This is a genomic window from Streptomyces sp. CWNU-52B, from assembly GCF_047444975.1.
In the GTDB taxonomy this organism is placed as follows: Bacteria; Actinomycetota; Actinomycetes; order Streptomycetales; family Streptomycetaceae; genus Streptomyces.
The window spans coordinates 42,828-60,581 of record NZ_JBLFJV010000024.1 but is presented as its reverse complement, the minus strand read 5'-3'; the positions used below and the strand labels follow the sequence as shown (position 1 = coordinate 60,581).

Genomic DNA, 17,754 nt, shown 5'->3' with positions numbered 1-17,754 from the left:
TCGCCGCGCCCCCTGCGGGGCGCCCCCACCGGAGGCGGGGCGGAACTCTGGGGCTCCGTCATGCCGGCCGCCGCCTCGTGGGGCCTACAGGCCGGACTCGGAGGTGCGGATCAGGATGCGGCGGCAGTTCTCGCAGCGCAGGACCGTGTCGGGGGACGCCGCCTTCACCTCGTTCACCTCGGTGATGTTGAGCTCCAGGCGGCAGCCCTCGCAGCGGCGCTGGTAGAGGCGGGCCGCACCGACGCCGCCCTGCTGCTCGCGGAGCTTCTCGTAGAGCTTGATGAGGTCGGCGGGGACCGAGCCCGCGACGACCTCGCGCTCCTTGGTCAGCGTCGCGGCCTCGGCGTCGAAGGTCTCGAAGGCGGTGTCCCGGCGGGCCGTCGCGTCGTCGATCTTCGACTGGACGGACGAGACCCGCCCGGTCAGCTCGGCGACCCGCTCCTGCGCGGACTCACGGCGCTCCATGATCTCCAGGACGACGTCCTCCAGATCACCCTGCCGCTTGGCCAGCGAGGCGATCTCGCGCTGGAGGTTCTCCAGGTCCTTGGGGGACGTGACGGCACCGGAGTCCAGGCGCTGCTGGTCGCGCGAGGCGCGCTGGCGCACCTGGTCGACGTCCTGCTCCGCCTTGGTCTGCTCGCGGGAGGTGTCGCTCTCCTCGGTCTGCGCGGCGACGAGCAGGTCGCGCAGCTGCGTGAGGTCCTTGGTCAGCGACTCGATCTCGTCGTGCTCCGGCAGCGACCTCCGCCGGTGGGCGATCTGCTGCAGGCGGGCGTCGAAGGACTGGACGTCGAGAAGTCGGATCTGGTCGGCGGGCGCGGCGTTCAGTTGGGGGCTCCAGGTGAAGGGGAGTGGGAGTTCCACGGGTCGGTGACCGTCTTCGAGACATGGACCCGCAGGTCCCAGCCGTGACGGTCGGAGATCTCGTCGAGCTGGGCTGCGGCCAGCTCGCACCAGGGCCACTCGGTGGCCCAGTGCGCCGCGTCGAGCAGCGCGAGAGGACTGGGGGAGGCGTCGGCCGCCATGAACTCCGACGCCGGGTGGTGGCGCAGGTCCGCGGTGAGGAAGGCGTCCACACCCGCGGCCCGTACGTCGGCGAACAGGCTGTCGCCGGAGCCGCCGCTGACCGCGACGGTCCGCACCAGCGCCTCCGGGTCGCCCGCGACGCGGATGCCCTGCGCGGTGGCGGGCAGCCGCTCGGCCGCCCGCGCGGCGAACTCACGGACGGTGACGGGCCGGTCCAGTTCGCAGACGCGGCCCAGGCCCCGGCGGCCCTCGGGGTCCGCGGGGTCCGGCACCAGGGGGCGTACGACCCGCAGGTCCAGCGCGCCCGCGAGGGCGTCGCTCACCCCCGGGTCGGCGCGGTCCGCGTTCGTGTGGGCGACGTGCAGCGCGATGTCGTTCTTGATGAGGGTGTGCACGACCCGGCCCTTGAAGGTCGAGGCCGCCACCGTCGTCGTACCGCGCAGATAGAGCGGGTGGTGGGTGACCAGCAGGTCCGCGCCCAGCTTCACCGCCTCGTCCACGATCTCCTGGACCGGGTCGACGGCGAACAGGACACGGGACACCTGCTGGTCGGGGTCTCCGCAGACCGTCCCGACCGCGTCCCATGCCTCCGCGCTCCCCGGGGGCCAGAGGGCGTCGAGCGCGGCGATTGCTTCAGACAGACGGGGCACGAACAAAAGGCTACCTGCCTTGTGTCCCTACCCCACCGGTCGCGGGTTCACTCGACCGGCCGTGACCGCCCGGCCCCGGAGCCCGCGGGCCGGCGGGCGGGTGGATCACGGCCGTCCGAACCCCGTCGAGCACATCCGTCTCCGTTCCCACAGGCGAATCGGAACTTGGCCACTCTTATGTGTGAAGGGGCTGCTTGCAGGTCCCACGCCTGTGCGTGCGAAAACTAGTTTCGTCGCCGGAGGTGACCGAACGATGGCGGCCTGTGCGATCGAGTCCGCGACGGCGTCCGAGAACGACCGGACCACGCGAGCAGGATGCGTGATCACCGTCGACGGGTCCTACGCGGCCCGACTTACCCGCAGCGGCGAGTCCTGGTTCCCGGAGCGCTGGACACTGGACGGCCCCGAGCCCTATGCCGTGCCACTGCCGGGCAACCAGCCCGAGGAGCCCGGCACGGAGGTGCTGCCGATGGCGGACGGGCGGGTGCTCATCCACCGGCTCACCGACGGGCGGCACGCGTTCTCGCTGCTGTACCCGACGGGCCCGGGGACCGGCGAGGTACAGCTCGGCGCGGTGGAATGCCCCGAGCCCGGCACCGGGATGCGGCTGCTGCCCCCCACTCCCGACGGCACACGGGCGTACGCCCTTGCCGTGGGCCCGCGATCGACCGCCGTGTGGCTGGTGGCGGGCGGCGCCTTCGGGCCCGAGCATCTCGCGGAGGTGCCGGGCCGCTGCTCGGGCGGGGTGTGGCTGGGCGGCGAGGACCGGCTGCTCGCGCTGGACCGGGAGGTGCGGGGCCGGACCAAGACGGTGGTGGTCGACCTGGGGCGCGGGGGCGAGACGTCTCCGTTGCTGCAGATCACCGACGACAGCGACGACCGGCTGCTGCTCGCGGACGCCGACAGCGGGCTGCTCCTGATCCGCTCGGACGCGCCCTCCCCCGGGCGGGAGCGGCTCGGCTGGGGGGTGCTGGGGAGCACGCTCCCGGTCAGGTTCCCCGACCATCTCCGCGTGGACGGCTGTACGGTCACGCCGTTCGCGATCCAGCCGGGCCAGGTGCTGACCCCGGAGAGCTGCGCGGTCGCGATGCGGATCGACGGTGCCTCGGGCAGCTGGCTCGGCGTGTGGCGCCCGGCGGAGCGCCGCCTCCATCAGCTCCTTCCGCCCGAGGGGTGGCTGACCGGCTCCGGCCGGTGGACCAGGGACGGGGTGCTGCAACTGCCGTACGCGACGGGGGCGGTGCCGTGCGGCGTGTCCTGGATGGAGGCACCCACGGGACCGGGGGCGGGGACGGGGACGGGGGCCGGTCCTGGCGGTCCGGGCCCGGGAGATCCGGACCGCCAGGCCGAGGGACCCGGGGAAACGCCGCGTGGGTCGTCGGACCCGGGCCAACCGGAACCCGCGGCGGCCCGCCCGGTACCGCTCCAGCAGGCACCGCTGACGGCATCGCCGGCGGCGCCTCCGACCGTACCGCTGACCGCGCGGGTGGTCGCGAACGCCTTCGCGGGACGACGCCTGGCGCAGGCGGTGGCGGTGGCGGGAGGCGCGGTGGGGAGCGGGGCTCCGGGAGGGGATGCCGTCCCCCCTCCCGGCCCTGGCACCGGCCCTGGCACCGGCCCCGGCACCGAGCCGTTGCAGCCCCTGTGTGTCGAGCAGGTCAGCGCCGAGGCCCCTGCGGCGCTGCGGACGCTGCGGATCACCGCCGGAATCATGCCCCCGCTCACCCCCCTCAAAGTGACCACCGAGTAACCCCAACCACCCCCCGAGGCGGTCACAACCGGCCGTTAGAATCTTCGGCGCTGTACCGAAGGATCTTGTTGACGGGGTGAATTCCACATGAGCGACACAAACAGCATGGAGACGACGAACACCGATCCGTGGGGGATGTCGGCGCAAGCCGACGACGACGGTGCTCAGGGCCGGCACCGGGGGCCCGTCTCCGTACAGGAGGACGGGGCGACCCCCCACGGACGGCACCGCAGGCCGGCCGAACAGCACGACACAGGAGCCTGACCACACCGAGGACCTGTCGCCCGACACGCACAACGGGCACGACACGGCCCCGTCCGACACTCGTCGGGCGGGGCCGTTCCGCATGGGGGACCCTCTTGTCACTCGTACCTGTCACTCGTACCTGTCACTCGTACCTGTCACTCGTACCCGTCACTCGTGGGTGAGGCCCAGCACCTCCGCCGCCGCGAACGTCTCCCCCACCGGCCGGTCCGCGTAGTGGGGCGTGAGCAGCGCGTCCAGTTCGCCGTATGTGAAGGCGTCCTGCTTGGTGTCGAACTTCGCGGCCACCCGCGGCCGTTCGACGACCGCGACCATTCCGCCGTGCACGACGAGGAGCTGCCCGTTGACGCGCGCGGCCGCCGGGGACGCCAAGTAGCCGACCAGCGGCGCGACATGCTCGGGAGCCAGCGGGTCGAGTCCGTCGCCTCCGCCGTCCGCCCCGCCGAGACCCGCGAAGACGTCCGCCGTCATACGGGTCCGGGCGCGCGGGCAGATCACGTTCGCCGTGACGCCGTACTTCGCGAGCGCCAGCGCCGTCGAGGTCGTCAGACCGACGATCCCGCCCTTCGCGGCCGCGTAGTTGGGCTGCCCCGCGGAGCCCGCGAGGAACGCCTCCGAGGAGGTGTTCACGATCCGCCCGTACACCGGCCGGTCCGCCGCCTTGGACCGGGCCCGCCAGTGCGCGGACGCGAAGTGGGTGGTGTTGAAGTGGCCCTTGAGATGGACCCGGATCACGGAGTCCCACTCGTCCTCGGACATCGAGAAGACCATCCGGTCGCGCAGGATGCCCGCGTTGTTGACGAGCACATCCAGCTGCCCGTACTCCGAGATCGCCAACTCGACGAGCTCCCGGGCCTGTTCGTGGTCGGCCACGTCACCGGTGTGCGCGACCGCACGGCCACCGGCGTCGCGGATCTCGGAGGCGACCTCCTCGGCGGGCGCGGCCGACGCACCGCCGGAGCCGTCCCGGCCGGACTGCCCGAAGTCGTTGACGACGACGGCGGCACCGAGGCGGGCGAGTTCCAGCGCCTCCGCCCGGCCGAGCCCGCGGCCCGCGCCCGTGACGACGGCGGACCGGCCTGCGAGCGGCCCCTCGTCGGGACCCTCCATCGGGCCCTCAAGTGGCAGTGACATCAAGGTCCTTTCAGGGGCGGGAACCAGGGTGAGCCAGGGATCAGATCTCGATGCACGTGCGCAGCGCCGCACCCGTACGCATCTGGTCGAGCGCCTCGTTGATGTCGCCCAGCGGCACCCGGTGGGTGATCAGGCCCTCCAGGTCGATGCGCCCGGCGCGCCACAGCGCGATCGTCCGCTCGTAGGACCGCAGCACGTCCCCTCCGCCGTACATGGACGGCAGGATCCGCTTCTCGTCGAAGAACAGCTCGAACATGTTGAGCTGGAGGAAGTCGTCCATGGCGCCCGCGCCGACGACGACGAGCGTGCCGCCGCGCCGGGTGTTGTCGTACGCCGTGCGGGCGGTGGCGGAGCGGCCGACGACCTCGAAGACGTAGTCGAAGCCCTCGCCCGCGGTCACCGACTGCTTGGCGTCGGGGAGTTCGTCGGGCGAGACGGCCTTGGTGGCGCCGAACCTCAGCGCGGCCTCGCGGCGTGAGAGCACGGGGTCGACGGCGACGATCTCCGCGGCGCCCTTGAGCCGGGCGCCCTGGATCGCGGAGATGCCGACGCCGCCGCAGCCGATGACGGCGACCGACGAACCGGCCTCCACATCGGCGGTGTTGAGGGCGGCGCCGAGCCCCGTGGTGACCCCGCAGCCGATGAGGGCGGCGATGTCGAAGGGCACGTCGTCCGGGATCGGCACGGCGCAGCCCGCGTCGACGACGACCTCCTCGGTGAAGGTCCCGGTGCCCGCGAAGCCGAACACATCGCCGCCGGGGCGCTTGAAGTTGGGCGTGCCGGCGTTCATGAACCCGGCCAGACACAGCTCGGTCTGGCCGCGCTTGCAGGCGGGACAGGCACCGCAGGCGGGCAGCCAGCAGACGACGACCCGGTCGCCCGGCGCAAGGCTCGTGACGCCCTCGCCGACCTCCAGGATCTCACCGGCGCCCTCGTGCCCGGGGATGAACGGCGCGGGCTGCGGCAGGACTCCGGCCATCGCCGAGAGGTCCGAGTGGCACAGGCCGGTGGCCCGCACCCGGATCCGCACCCGGCCGGGACCGAAGCCCGTCGCCTCGGCGTCGTCGACTATCTCCAGTTTGTCCTGTCCGATCTCGTGCAGTACGGCTGCGCGCATGGTGCGGCTCCCCTCGGAAACGCCGGAAACATCGGAAACGTCGGAAACGTACGTACGACACTCAGTGGTCACCAGCTCCACCGGCACTCGCTCAGGCGTGTTCGACGCGCTCGCTCTGTCCGGCGTGCTCGGTGTGTTCGACGACGGTGTCGGTGAGGACCGGCGCGTCGTCCCGGTCGACCGCAGCCACCGTCACCCGGACCCTGCCGTCACCTCCGTCGCTACCGCCACTGCCGCCACTGCCGCCACTGCCGCCACCGTCCTGCCACATGCGGATGCGCAGGGTCTCGCCCGGGTACACCACCCCGGCGAAGCGCGTGGCGTAGGAGCGGACCCGGCCCACGTCGCCGCCGAGCACCGTGTCCACGACCGCCTTCAGCGTCATCCCGTACGTGCACAGCCCATGCAGGATCGGGCGGTCGAAACCGGCGAGCTTGGCGAACTCGGGGTCTGCGTGCAGCGGGTTCCGGTCGCCGGAGAGGCGGTAGAGGAGCGCCTGGTCCTCGCGGATCGTGCGCTCGACCGTCCGGTCCGGAGGCCCTGTCGGCGGTTCGGGGCGGGTGGAGGGGCCGCGGTCACCGCCGAAGCCGCCTTCGCCGCGTACGAAGATCTGCGCGTCGTTGGTCCACAGCGGGCCCTCGTCGTCGGCGACGTCGGTGCGTACGACGAGGACGGCGGCCTTGCCCTTGTCGTACACGGCGGCGATCCGGGCGGTGGCGACCGCCTCGCCCGCGACCGGGATGGTCCGGCGCAGCGTGACGCTCTGACCGCCGTGCAGGACTTGGGCGAGGTCGACGTCGATGCCCGGCAGGGAGAGGCCGCTGATCACGCCGGGAGAGCCCGCGCCCGCGACGGTCGCGAAGCTCGGCAGGACGTGCAGCCTGGACTCCAGGGTGTAGCGCAGTTCGTCGGGGTCGGTCGCGGGGCTCGCCTTGTCGGGGTTCGCGCCGGCGCCGAGGCCGAGGTGGTAGAGCAGGACGTCCTTGTGATCCCAGGCGATCGGGGCGGACCGGGGCTCGGCCGCGAGTGCCTGGGCAACGTCGATGGGCATGGGGCTCCTGACTGCCGGGCGGGAAGACCCCGGCACGGCCGTCCGCACCGTCGGCCGCACCGAGGTCGACTCTGGGCCGGGGAACGCGGCAGAGCTCTTCTAGAACGCGTTCCAGTCCGGCGACCCCCTGTATAGCCGAGCCCCGGGCACATGTGAAGACTCCTGACGCCATGTCAGATGCAGCGCGACGGGCCCCGACCGTGACATTTGTCCTGCCCGGGTCCGTACATCGCGCATCTGCCGCACCCACCCCCCGTTTCGTAGCGTCACACCCATGACGAGAACGGGGACGAAGATGAGGACGAGGACGAAGGCGGCAGCCAGGACAGCGGCACCCGGAGAGGCGGTACCTGGGGCGGCGGTACCTGGGACGGCGGCGGCCGTGTCGTTCGCCGGGGCGGTCAAGACCTTCGGCGCGGTACGGGCCGTGGACGGGGTCGACCTGGAGATCTCCCGCGGCGAGACGGTCGCGCTGCTCGGCCGCAACGGCGCGGGCAAGTCCACCGCGATCTCGCTCCTGCTGGGCCTGAACCAGCCCGACGACGGCGTCGTACGCCTCTTCGGCACCGCCCCGGAACAGGCCGTACGGGCCGGCCTGGTGGGCGCCATGCTCCAGGACGTCCGGCCGGTGCCCCGGGTGACGGTGGGCGAGCTGGTCCGGTTCGTGGCCGGCACCTACCCCGCGCCGATGCCCGTCGGGGAGGCCCTGGAACTCGCCGGCGTCGCCGAGCTGGCGGGGCGGCGCGTCGACCGGCTCTCCGGGGGCCAGACCCAGCGGGTGCGGTTCGCGGTCGCCCTCGTCGGCAACCCCTCCCTGATCGTGCTCGACGAGCCGACCGCCGCGCTGGACGTGGAGGCCCGGTACGCCTTCTGGGACTCGATGCGGGCGTACGCGCGGCGCGGCCACACCGTCCTCTTCTCCACGCACTACCTGGAGGAGGCGGACGTCAACGCCGACCGGATCGTCGTCGTGGACCACGGGCGGATCGTCGCCGACGGCACCGGCGAGCAGCTCAGACGGGCCGCGGGCGGCAGCCTCGTCGCCTTCGACCTGGCGGGCGCGGGTACGGACGGGCTGTCCCTGCTGCCCGGGGTGGTCTCCCTGGAGGTGCGCGGGGACCGGGCCCGGCTGCGGTCCGACGACCCGGACGCGACGGTGATCGCGCTCGCGGGGCTCGGCGCGATACGCGGCCTGGAGGTCGCACCTGCCTCGCTGGACGACGCGTTCCTGGCCCTGACGTCCGGTTCCGACGCCGGTTCCGACGCCGGTTCCGGTTCGGAACCAGCCTCCGCCGCCGGTCTGTCCGCTTCGACCTCCCTGGAGACGGTGTGATGCTCGACTATCTGCGGCTCGAAGTGCGCCGGACACTGCGCGACGTCGGTTTCATGATCGGCGGTGTCGTGATGCCGGTGGTGATGTACCTGCTCTTCACGAATCTCGGTGGCGCCGCCGACGGCGACTGGAAGACCGCTTCCATGATCGGTATGGCCGCGTACGGAGCGATGGGCTCGGCCCTGAACACCGGTGGCGGGGTCGCCGAGGACCGGACCATCGGCTGGCTGCGCCAGCTGCGGATCACCCCGATGAGCCCCCGCCAGGTGGTGGCCGGGCGTGCGCTGACCGGCGCGGTGACGGTGCTGCCCGCGATCGTGGCGGTCCTCGCGGCCGGCGGCCTGGTCAACGGCGTACGTCTCGACCTCTGGAAGTGGGCGGTGATCGCGCTGGCGCTGTGGCTCGGCTCGATCCCCTTCACCCTGCTCGGTCTCGGCAACGGCTACCGGCTGACCGCGCAGGCCACGGGCGTGGTGAACATGGTCTGCAACCTCACCCTGGCGGTGGTCGGCGGGCTGTGGTTCCCGCTGAGCCTCTTCCCCGGGTGGCTGCGCTCCCTGTCCTCCTACTCCCCCACCAACCGCTTCGCGCAGCTCGGTACGTCCGTCGCCGACGGGCGGGCGCCCGCGCTCGGAGCCGTGCTGGTGCTGACCGGCTGGCTGCTGGCCTTCGGCTCGTACGCTGTGGTCTCGTACCGCAGGTCCGCGCGGACCGTCTGAACGGGGGCCGGGAGATGACCTTGCTGCGAAGGGCCAGCCGTCGGATGTCCAGGTGGCAGGAGGCGTGGATCCGGCGGAGGGCCGAGCGCGCCGCGTGCGTCGCCGACCAGCGGGCCGGCGAGGGGGCCGATCGGCGGGCCGGGCGCAGGGCGGGGAAGCTGCCGGAGCAGTTGGCCCCGCCGCCGAACGGCTTCGCGCTGCTGCCCTGGCTCCTGATGGGGATGGGTGCCTTCTCCAACCTCTTCCAGGGCAGGACCCCGAACCCGTGGGTCGGCGGCATCGGCCTCCTCCTCTTCAACTCCCTCTACATCCACGTGGTGTTCCGCGCCTTCACCAAGCAGGCCCGCGAGGCCCGCTCCACCCGGGGCGCCCTGATCGCGCTGGGCCTGGTGACGTGCTTCCTCGGCGGCCTGTACGGGGGCAGCTGGCTCCTCTTCTTCCCGCTGCTCGGCCTGGCGGCGGGCGCGATCGTGCGGGGGCGGTGGCTCGGCGGGACCGGTGTCGGGCTGAGCGCGCTCGCGGGTGTCGTGGCCGGGCTGCGGGACGGCTGGGGTGCGGTGAACGTCGCGTACGGCACGTTCCTGTCCACGATGGTGACCGCCGCGATCCTGTCCCTTTCGGATGCCGTACGTGAACTGCGCGCCGCCCGTGAGGAGTTGGCGCGCCGGGCCGTCGAGGAGGAACGCCTGCGCTTCTCCCGTGACCTGCACGACCTGCTCGGGCACACGCTCTCCGTCATCGTCGTGAAGTCGGAGGCGGTCCGGCGGCTCGCCCGTCGGGACCTGGACGCGGCGCTCGTCCAGGTCTCCGACATCGAGTCGGTCGGCCGGCAGGCCCTCACCGAGATCCGCGAGGCGGTCACGGGGTACCGCGAGGGCAGTCTGGCCACGGATCTCGACCGGGCGCGCTCGGCGCTGCTGGCGGCGGGCATCGAGCCCGTGGTGCGGCAGTCGGGCCCGCCGCTGTCCGCCCAGAGCGAGGCGCTGCTCGGCTGGGTGGTCCGCGAGGCGGTCACCAACGCGGTACGCCACAGTGGGGCCGGGCGGTGCGAGATCTCGGTGGTGGGGTCCGCGGAACGCGTCAGGGCGCGGATCTCGGACGACGGGCGGGGGGCTGCCGCTGTTCTGCCGGATGGCTCTGCCGGTGTGGGCGGTGCCGACGGCGTAGGCGGGGTCGGCGGCGTGGGCGGGGTCGGCGGCGTGGGTATCGGTGGGACCGGTTTGAAGGGGCTGACCGAGCGGCTCGCTGCGGCGGGGGGTTCTTTGGAGGCGGGGCCTGGGGGGCGTGGGGGGTTCGTGGTGATGGCGGAGTTGCCGGTGGGGGCGGTGGGGTGAGGTGTCCGGGAGTGGGGTGAGGTGTCGGGGGCGGGTGCGGGGGCGGGTGCGGGGGCGTTGTGGCTGAGCGCGCAGTTCCCCGCGCCCCTAAAAGCCACAAGACCGCGCCGTTCCCCGCGCCCCCGAAAGGCACAAGATTGCACCGTTCCCCGCGCCCCTGAAAGGCGAAAGACCAAAAGACTGCGCCGTTCCCCGCGCCCCTGCCGCCCCTCCGCCGCCAGAAGCACGAGACCTGAGCTGGGGCGGCCTAGGGTTGGGGGGTGAACGAGATGCCGCGGGATCATCGGCCTGCCAAGTCCATCCGGGTGCTGCTCGCCGAGGATCAGGGGATGATGCGGGGCGCTCTCGCGCTGCTCCTCGGGCTGGAGGAGGACATCGAGGTCGTGGCGCAGGTCGGCACGGGGGACGCGATCGTCGGCGCGGCCCTGGAATCGCGGCCCGATGTCGCGCTGCTGGACATCGAACTGCCCGGGATCAGCGGGCTGGACGCCGCCGCGCTGCTGCGGGACGAGACGCCCGACTGCCGGGTGCTGATCCTCACGACCTTCGGCCGGCCCGGGTATCTGCGGCGGGCCATGGAGGCGGGCGCCGCCGGGTTCCTGGTCAAGGACGGACCCGTGGAGGAGCTGGCGCGGGCGATCCGCCAGGTGCTGACCGGGGAGACCGTCATCGATCCGGCGCTCGCCGCGGCCGCGCTGAGCGCCGGGCCCAGTCCGCTCACCGCCCGTGAGTGCGATGTGCTGAAGGCCTCGGTGGACGGCGCGACGGTCGCCGACATCGCCGCCAAGCTGCACCTGTCCGAGTCGACCGTCCGCAACTACCTCTCCTCCGCGATCGGCAAGACGGCCACGCGCAACCGCATGGAGGCGATGCGAGAGGCCCGCCAGCAAGGCTGGCTGTAGACGGGGCCTCGGGCAGGGCCTCATGAGGGGGCTGGCGGACCGCGCGCGTAATGAGAAGGTCAAGAATTCGTTAGCGGTTCGAAGCAACGGAATAGTTGCCTGGGCAGACGGGGTTCACCCTGCACATACCCGCACCCACTCTGTTCCCCCTCTGGAGGCCACACGTATGACCCGGACTACGACGAACCCGCGTACCCGAAGTCAGAACGGCAGCGGAATCGTCCCGGTACTGGCCTTCGCGGGCATCGTTGTCGCAGTCATGCAGACCCTGCTCGTGCCGATCATCAAGGATCTGCCCGCACTGCTGAGCACCTCCCCCGGGAACGCCACCTGGGTCATGACCTCGACCCTGCTCGCGGGTGCGGTGTCCACGCCGATCATGGGCCGCCTCGGTGACCTCTTCGGCAAGCGCCGGATGCTGATCGCCAGCCTCTCCGTGATGGTCGTGGGCTCGCTCATCGCCGGCTTCACCAGCGAACTGCTCGTGATGATCGTCGGCCGCGCTCTGCAGGGCTTCGCGATGGGCGCCATTCCGCTCGGCATCGGGCTGATGCGCGACAAGCTGCCGCTGGAGAAGCTCGGCTCCGCGATGGCCCTGATGAGTTCCTCGATCGGCGTCGGCGGCGGACTCGCGCTGCCGGTCGCCGCGCTGGTCGCGCAGCACGCCGACTGGCACGCGCTGTTCTTCGCCTCGGCGGGCCTCGGGGTCCTGTCGATCGCGCTCACCCTGATCTTCGTACCCGAGTCCCCGCTGCGTGCCGTGGGCACCTTCGACATCGCGGGCGCGCTCGGGCTCTCCGCCGGACTGGTCCTCTTCCTCCTGCCGATCACCAAGGGCAGTGACTGGGGCTGGACGTCCGGCACGACGCTCGGCCTGTTCGGCGCGGCGGCGGTCGTGCTGCTGCTGTGGGGTCTGATGGAGCTGCGTCTGAAGGCGCCGCTGGTCGACCTGCGCACCACGGCACGGCCCGCGGTGCTCTTCACCAACCTCACCTCGATCATGGTCGGTGTCGCCTTCTACGCCGTCTCCCTCGTCCTGCCCCAGCTCCTCCAGCTGCCCGCGTCGACCGGATACGGCCTCGGCCAGTCCATGGTCGTGGCGGGTCTGTGCGTGGCGCCGCTGGGCCTGACGATGATGTTCACGGCGCCGGTGTACGCCCGCCTGTCCGCCAAGTACGGGCCCAAGGTCACGCTGATGATCGGCATGACGATCATCGCGGTCGGGTACGGGGCCGGTCTCGGCCTGATGAGTGCGGCCTGGCAGACGATCGTGATCGCGGTGGTCCTGGGTGCGGGTATCGGTCTCGCGTACTCCTCGCTGCCCGCGCTGATCATCGGCGCCGTCCCTGCGTCGGAGACCGGCGCGGCCAACGGGCTCAACACCCTGATGCGTTCGATCGGTACGTCCGTGTCCAGCGCGGTGATCGGCATGGTCCTGGCGAACACGGCGAACCAGGTGGGTGGGGTCGCGGTTCCCACGATGCACGGCTTCCGGGTGTCTTTCATGATCGCTACGGGGGCGGTGCTGGTGGGGCTGGTGTTCGCGGCGTTCCTGCCGGGGCGGCGTGCGGCGGTGAACGCGGCGAAGCCGCATCTGGTCGCTTCCAGCGAGGGTGGGCTGGAGTCCGAGCGTGAGCTCGGGCTCCAGGTGGACCAGGTCACCGGGCTGGCGGACGACCACCACCGGGCCGGGTTCCGTGGCCGGGTGCTGACCGCCGACGGTGTTCCGGTCGCTCGGGCCAAGGTCACGTTGATCGACCGGCGGGGGCGGCAGGCGGGGGCGACGTTGTCCTCGGAGGACGGCGGGTACGCACTGGCCGTGCCGGCCGAGGGGGCGTATGTGCTGGCTGTCACGGCTGGGGGGCATGGGCCGCTGGCCTCCGGGGCGAGTCACCCCGGTGGGGTGCGGGCGGTCGAGGTGGACCTTGCGCTTCCGAGCGCGGCGGTACTGGCGTAGGCCCCCGGCGGGGGTCAGGTCGCGGCAGTTCCCCGCGACCCATGGGGGGGGGGCGGGTTCGGCTGAGTCCCGGGCGCGGGCGCGTCATGGCTGAGCGCGCAGTTCCCCGCGCCCCTTAAAGACGCGGACGGCCGGATCCCGAGTGCAGGTGCGTCGTGGCTGAGCGCGCAGTTCCCCGCGCCCCTTAAGGGCGCGGACGGCCGGATCCCGGGTGCAGGTGTCGTGGCTGAGCGCGCAGTTCCCCGCGCCCCTTAAGGGCGCGGACGGCCGGATCCCGGGTGCAGGTGCGTCGTGGCTGAGCGCGCAGTTCCCCGCGCCCCTTAAGGGCGCGCCCGTCAGGGGCGCGGGGAACGGCGCGACCAGCCCCCACCGGGGCCGCACCAAAAAAACGAGGCACACCCCCCAGGGGCGCGAGGAACTGCGCGACCAGCCCCCACCCGACCCGCACCAAAAAAACGAGGCACGCCCCCCAGGGGCGCGGGGAACTGCGCGGCCCGCCCCCACCGGGGCCGCAGCAGAAGCCGGGCCGCCGGCGCCACGCCCTCCCGGCCGCGGTGAACCGCACGGGTGCGGCAGCATGGGGGCTGTTCGTATGTGTGTCCGTGACCTGATCTGGAGGAACGCTCATGCCCCCGGTGCCCGAGCCCGCTGTTCTCGACGCGTTCGAGGGGGCCAAGGGCTTCATGCCCGTGAAGGAAGGGCTCGCCCTCCACGCCGCCGCCGTGGAGGCGGGCCGCCTGGGGCTCCCCCTGCTGGAGGTCGGCACGTACTGCGGACGGTCCACGATCCTCCTCGCCGACGCCGCCCGCACCACCGGCGTCACCGCCGTCACCGTCGACCACCACCGCGGCAGCGAGGAACAGCAGCCCGGCTGGGAGTACCACGACCCCTCCACCGTCGACCCGGAACTCGGCCGCATGGACACCCTCCCGACCTTCCGCCGCACCCTCCACAAGGCCGGCCTCGAAGACCACGTGGTCGCCGTCGTCGGCCGCTCCCCCCAGATCGCGGGGTTCTGGAACTCCCCGCTCGGCCTCGTCTTCATCGACGGCGGCCACACCGACGAACACGCCACCGGCGACTACGAGGGCTGGGCTCCCCACGTCGCCGAGGGCGGGCTGCTGCTCATCCACGACGTGTTCCCCGACCCGGTGGACGAGTTCACCGGGCAGGCGCCGTACCGCGTGTATCTGCGAGCCCTGGAGTCCGGCGCCTTCACCGAGGTCTCGGCGACGGACTCCCTGCGCGTGCTGCGGCGCACCGCCGCCGACACCGCCGTCTGAGGGACAGGCCCGTACCCGGCAGGCGCGACCCGTAAAGTGGCAGCCGTGTCATACGTAGGCCCGGACTTCGAACCCCCACGCCCCCCGCGCCGCCCCCTGCGCGGACCCCTCACCGTCGCAGCCGTCGCGCTGGTGCCGGGAGCCCTGGCGGGCTGGCTGGTGTGGCAGGCGGTGGGCGACTCCGACGGGGACGGGTCGGCCGCCCGCACATCGGCCGCCGGCTCGGCTGCGGCCTCGGCCTCGGCCTCCGAGAAGGCGTCCGAGCTGCCGGGCGCGTCCGCCGACGGCAAGGACTCGCCGGGGGGCGGTGACGACACCGGCTCGTTGCCCCCTGCCGCCACGGCCCCCGCCGGTTCCGGCCCGCTCAAAGGCAAGGTCGTCGTCATCGACCCCGGTCACAACCCCGGCAACTTCCAGCACCCGACCGACATCAACCGCAAGGTGGACATCGGGACGAACCGGAAGGAGTGCGACACCACCGGCACCGCGACCAACGACGGGTACGCGGAAGCCAAGTTCACCCTCGACGTCTCACGGCGGATGCGCACGATCCTCGAGAAGCAGGGCGCCACCGTGAAGTTCACCCAGGACGGCGACCGCCCCTGGGGTCCGTGTGTGGACGAGCGGGCCGAGATCGGCAACAAGGCCCACGCGGACGCCGCCGTGTCGATCCACGCGGACGGTTCGGCGGCGGGCAACCGCGGCTTCCATGTGATCCTGCCGGGCCCGGTGCACTCCGGCGGCGCCGACACCCGCCCCATCGTGGCGCCGTCCCGCGCCCTGGGCGAGCGCGTCGCGGGCGGCTTCCTGCGCACCACCGGAAGCCCGCCCTCCAACTACATCGGCGGCGGCACCGGAATCGACGTACGCGAAGACCTCGGCGGTCTCAATCTGTCAACGGTTCCGAAGGTGTTCATCGAGTGCGGCAACATGCGCGACAGCAAGGACTCCGCGCAACTGACCAGCGGCACTTGGCGACAGAAGGCGGCGCAAGGAATCTCTGAGGGAATCGTGAGTTTCCTGCGCGGGTAGTGATCAACGGGTTCATCCGGGCGGACACCCGTGCGGGGCGGACGATAGTGTCTTCCCTACGATATGGGGCCACCCCTGCGCTTCGCACCACGCCCTGACGGCGGCATCCCGGCCCGAAGGCGACATGGTGACAGCGACGCCTCTACTGACGACGAGACGACTGACGAAGGACCTGAAGTGAATATCCGCTCCCTCACTCGAGGCGACGGCGTGGTGATCGGAGCAGCGGTTCTGCTGTTGATCGCGTCGTTCCTCGACATCTACTCGATCGACGGGGCCCCCGACAGCGCCGACATCCCGAACGCCTGGGGCAGCGGCCCGGTCCTCCTGAGCGTCACGCTGGCCGGCATCATCGGTGCCGCACTGATCATCGTCGCCCACGGCCTGCCGCAGGCGCCGAAGGTCGCAGGTCTCGACCTCGCCCCGTTCGGTGTCGCCTTCACGGTGTTCGCCGCCTGGAGCGCGCTCGGGAACATCTTCGACCCGGCCGGCGGCTTCGACAACAACGGCGGGGCCGGCGGCATCGGCGCGGGCATCGGCCTCATCCTCAGTTTCATCGGCACCCTGATCCTCGCCGGTGCGGCGGTCGCCACCCCTCTCGTCCCGGCCCTCAAGGGCGCGCTCGTCCCCGCCCCCAAGCCCGCCGCCCCCCAGCCCTACGGCGCTCAGCCGCAGGCCGGTTACGGCTACCCCGGCGCCCAGCAGCCGGGCCCGTCCTTCGGCGGTCAGCCGCAGCCGGGTCAGGGCCAGCCGTTCGGCGCCCAGCCCGGTCAGCCGCAGCCCGGCCAGCCCCAGCAGGCGCAGGCCCCGCAGGCGCAGCCGCCCGCCGGGGACTTCTCGCCGTTCTGGTTCGCGGTGCCGGTGGCCCGTCCGCTGTTCTCGGAGGACGGTTCGCCGACGCCGATCGCCGAACTGGCGCCGGGCACCTGGTACCTGGCCGTCGAGCAGCGCGGCCCGAGCCTGGTGGCGCAGACGCAGGACGGCCGCCGCGGTGTGCTTCAGGACACGTCCGGGATCCAGCGGGGCTGACCCGCCCCCGCCGTCCCGTTCACGGCCCTCCACCCCGAGCGCTCTTCGGAGCTCTTCCGGGTGGGGGGCCGTTCCCGTACAGTCGGCCCGGCCCGGATGGCATCTGACGCACCGTCAGGACGTACTGTCAGGAGTGGTGTATGCGGCTCGGACTCGCCCTCGGCTACTGGGGTCGCGGCCCCTCGGCCGACCATGTGACCCTGGCGCGGGAGGCGGAGCGGCTCGGCTACGACTCGGTGTGGACCGCCGAGTCATGGGGCTCCGACGCCTTCACGCCGCTGACCTGGATCGCCGCGCGGACCTCAAGGATCAAGCTGGGCACGGCCGTTGCCCAGATGGCGGCCCGCTCCCCCACCACGACCGCGATGCACGCGCTCACCCTCGACCACCTCTCGGGCGGACGCGTGATGCTCGGCCTCGGGCTCTCTGGTCCGCAGGTCGTCGAGGGCTGGTACGGGCGCCCGTTCCCCAGGTCGCCCCTCACGGCGACCCGGGAGTACGTCGACGTCGTACGGCAAGTGCTGCGGCGCGAGGGCCCGGTGGAGCTGGACGGGCGCTTCCACTCGCATCCGTACCGGGGAGCCGACGGCACGGGGCTCGGCAAGGCGCTCAAGCCGATCACCCATCCGCTGCGGGCCCAACTGCCGGTCCTGCTGGGGGCGGAGGGCCCGAAGAACATCGCGCAGACGACCCGGATCGCCGACGGCTGGCTGCCGTTGTACTGGTCACCGATGAGGACGGAGGTGTACGAGGCGTCCCTGGGCGCGGCTCCCGAGGGCTTCCTCGTCGCCCCGATGGCACGGGCGAAGGTCTGTGACGACGTCGCCGAGGGGCTGCTCCCGGTGAAGGCGATGCTCGGCTTCTACATCGGCGGCATGGGGCACGCGGCACGCAACTTCCACGCCGACCTGATGGCGCGGATGGGGTTCGAGGAGGAGGCCCGCCGTGTCCAGGAGCTGTTCCTGGCGGGCCGCCGCGAGGAGGCCGTACTCGCCGTGCCCGACGCCTTCGCCGACGAGATCTCCCTGGTCGGCCCGCGTGAACGGATCGCGGAGCGGCTGGAGTTGTGGCGCAAGGGCCCGGTGACCGACCTGCTCGTCCTGTCACCCGACCCGCACACGCTGCGGACGCTGGCCGAGCTGAACTGAACTCAACCGAGCGGTCCGGCTGCGG

General features: G+C 72.3%; 15 protein-coding genes and 1 pseudogene. 11 read left to right on the top strand and 5 right to left on the bottom strand.

Annotation, left to right across the window (positions count from 1 at the left end; all coding sequences use genetic code 11):
- Positions 1 to 84: 84 nt before the first annotated feature.
- Positions 85 to 828, bottom strand: a complete 744-nt coding sequence (locus ACLVWQ_RS23490) for a zinc ribbon domain-containing protein (protein ID WP_414111228.1) — start codon at positions 826 to 828, stop codon at positions 85 to 87.
- Positions 825 to 1,676, bottom strand: coding sequence for a Nif3-like dinuclear metal center hexameric protein (locus ACLVWQ_RS23485; RefSeq protein WP_414111110.1), 852 nt, complete (start codon positions 1,674 to 1,676; stop codon positions 825 to 827). The genes ACLVWQ_RS23490 and ACLVWQ_RS23485 overlap by 4 nt, the downstream gene beginning before the upstream one ends.
- A gap of 253 nt (positions 1,677 to 1,929) precedes the next feature.
- On the opposite strand from ACLVWQ_RS23485, the pseudogene ACLVWQ_RS23480 reads away from it, so the two are divergent.
- Both ACLVWQ_RS23480 and ACLVWQ_RS23475 read left to right on the top strand, forming a co-directional pair.
- Positions 1,930 to 3,117 (top strand): annotated as a pseudogene (locus ACLVWQ_RS23480) (hypothetical protein); the annotation flags it as partial.
- A 396-nt stretch (positions 3,118 to 3,513) separates the two neighbouring features.
- The gene (locus ACLVWQ_RS23475) at positions 3,514 to 3,690 is read left to right on the top strand and encodes a hypothetical protein (protein WP_414111109.1); all 177 of its coding nucleotides are present in this window, start codon (positions 3,514 to 3,516) and stop codon (positions 3,688 to 3,690) included.
- Positions 3,691 to 3,840: 150 nt separating this feature from the next.
- Here ACLVWQ_RS23475 and ACLVWQ_RS23470 read toward each other — a convergent pair whose 3' ends face one another.
- The 3 genes from ACLVWQ_RS23470 to ACLVWQ_RS23460 all read right to left on the bottom strand — a co-directional run bounded on the left by ACLVWQ_RS23470 (position 3,841) and on the right by ACLVWQ_RS23460 (position 6,992).
- Positions 3,841 to 4,824, bottom strand: a complete 984-nt coding sequence (locus ACLVWQ_RS23470) for a 3-oxoacyl-ACP reductase (RefSeq protein ID WP_414111108.1) — start codon at positions 4,822 to 4,824, stop codon at positions 3,841 to 3,843.
- A 40-nt stretch (positions 4,825 to 4,864) separates the two neighbouring features.
- Positions 4,865 to 5,941, bottom strand: coding sequence for a Zn-dependent alcohol dehydrogenase (locus ACLVWQ_RS23465; RefSeq protein WP_414111107.1), 1,077 nt, complete (start codon positions 5,939 to 5,941; stop codon positions 4,865 to 4,867).
- 91 nt (positions 5,942 to 6,032) lie between these two features.
- The gene (locus ACLVWQ_RS23460) at positions 6,033 to 6,992 is read right to left on the bottom strand and encodes a MaoC/PaaZ C-terminal domain-containing protein (RefSeq protein ID WP_414111106.1); all 960 of its coding nucleotides are present in this window, start codon (positions 6,990 to 6,992) and stop codon (positions 6,033 to 6,035) included.
- A gap of 382 nt (positions 6,993 to 7,374) precedes the next feature.
- On the opposite strand from ACLVWQ_RS23460, the gene ACLVWQ_RS23455 reads away from it, so the two are divergent.
- From ACLVWQ_RS23455 to ACLVWQ_RS23415, 9 genes are all read left to right on the top strand, one after another.
- On the top strand, positions 7,375 to 8,325 hold the full coding sequence (locus ACLVWQ_RS23455) for an ABC transporter ATP-binding protein (protein ID WP_414111227.1): 951 nt from the start codon (positions 7,375 to 7,377) through the stop codon (positions 8,323 to 8,325).
- Complete coding sequence (locus tag ACLVWQ_RS23450; protein ID WP_414111105.1) at positions 8,325 to 9,044, top strand: ABC transporter permease; 720 nt, start codon at positions 8,325 to 8,327, stop codon at positions 9,042 to 9,044. The genes ACLVWQ_RS23455 and ACLVWQ_RS23450 overlap by 1 nt, the downstream gene beginning before the upstream one ends.
- A gap of 14 nt (positions 9,045 to 9,058) precedes the next feature.
- Entirely contained in the window at positions 9,059 to 10,378 is a 1,320-nt protein-coding gene (locus ACLVWQ_RS23445; protein WP_414111104.1) for a sensor histidine kinase, read from the top strand.
- 269 nt (positions 10,379 to 10,647) lie between these two features.
- The gene (locus ACLVWQ_RS23440; protein ID WP_414111226.1) at positions 10,648 to 11,280 is read left to right on the top strand and encodes a response regulator; all 633 of its coding nucleotides are present in this window, start codon (positions 10,648 to 10,650) and stop codon (positions 11,278 to 11,280) included.
- A 166-nt stretch (positions 11,281 to 11,446) separates the two neighbouring features.
- The gene (locus ACLVWQ_RS23435; protein ID WP_414111103.1) at positions 11,447 to 13,237 is read left to right on the top strand and encodes an MFS transporter; all 1,791 of its coding nucleotides are present in this window, start codon (positions 11,447 to 11,449) and stop codon (positions 13,235 to 13,237) included.
- A gap of 626 nt (positions 13,238 to 13,863) precedes the next feature.
- Entirely contained in the window at positions 13,864 to 14,520 is a 657-nt protein-coding gene (locus ACLVWQ_RS23430; RefSeq protein WP_414111102.1) for a class I SAM-dependent methyltransferase, read from the top strand.
- Between the two features lie 45 nt (positions 14,521 to 14,565).
- Positions 14,566 to 15,552 carry an N-acetylmuramoyl-L-alanine amidase gene (locus ACLVWQ_RS23425; RefSeq protein ID WP_414111101.1) on the top strand — a complete coding sequence of 329 codons (987 nt, stop codon included), beginning with the start codon at positions 14,566 to 14,568 and terminating at the stop codon, positions 15,550 to 15,552.
- Positions 15,553 to 15,729: 177 nt separating this feature from the next.
- Positions 15,730 to 16,581: a hypothetical protein gene (locus ACLVWQ_RS23420; RefSeq protein ID WP_414111100.1), complete on the top strand. Its 852-nt coding sequence runs from the start codon at positions 15,730 to 15,732 to the stop codon at positions 16,579 to 16,581.
- Between the two features lie 140 nt (positions 16,582 to 16,721).
- Positions 16,722 to 17,729, top strand: a complete 1,008-nt coding sequence (locus ACLVWQ_RS23415; RefSeq protein ID WP_414111099.1) for an LLM class F420-dependent oxidoreductase — start codon at positions 16,722 to 16,724, stop codon at positions 17,727 to 17,729.
- The last annotated feature ends 25 nt before the right edge of the window (positions 17,730 to 17,754 follow it).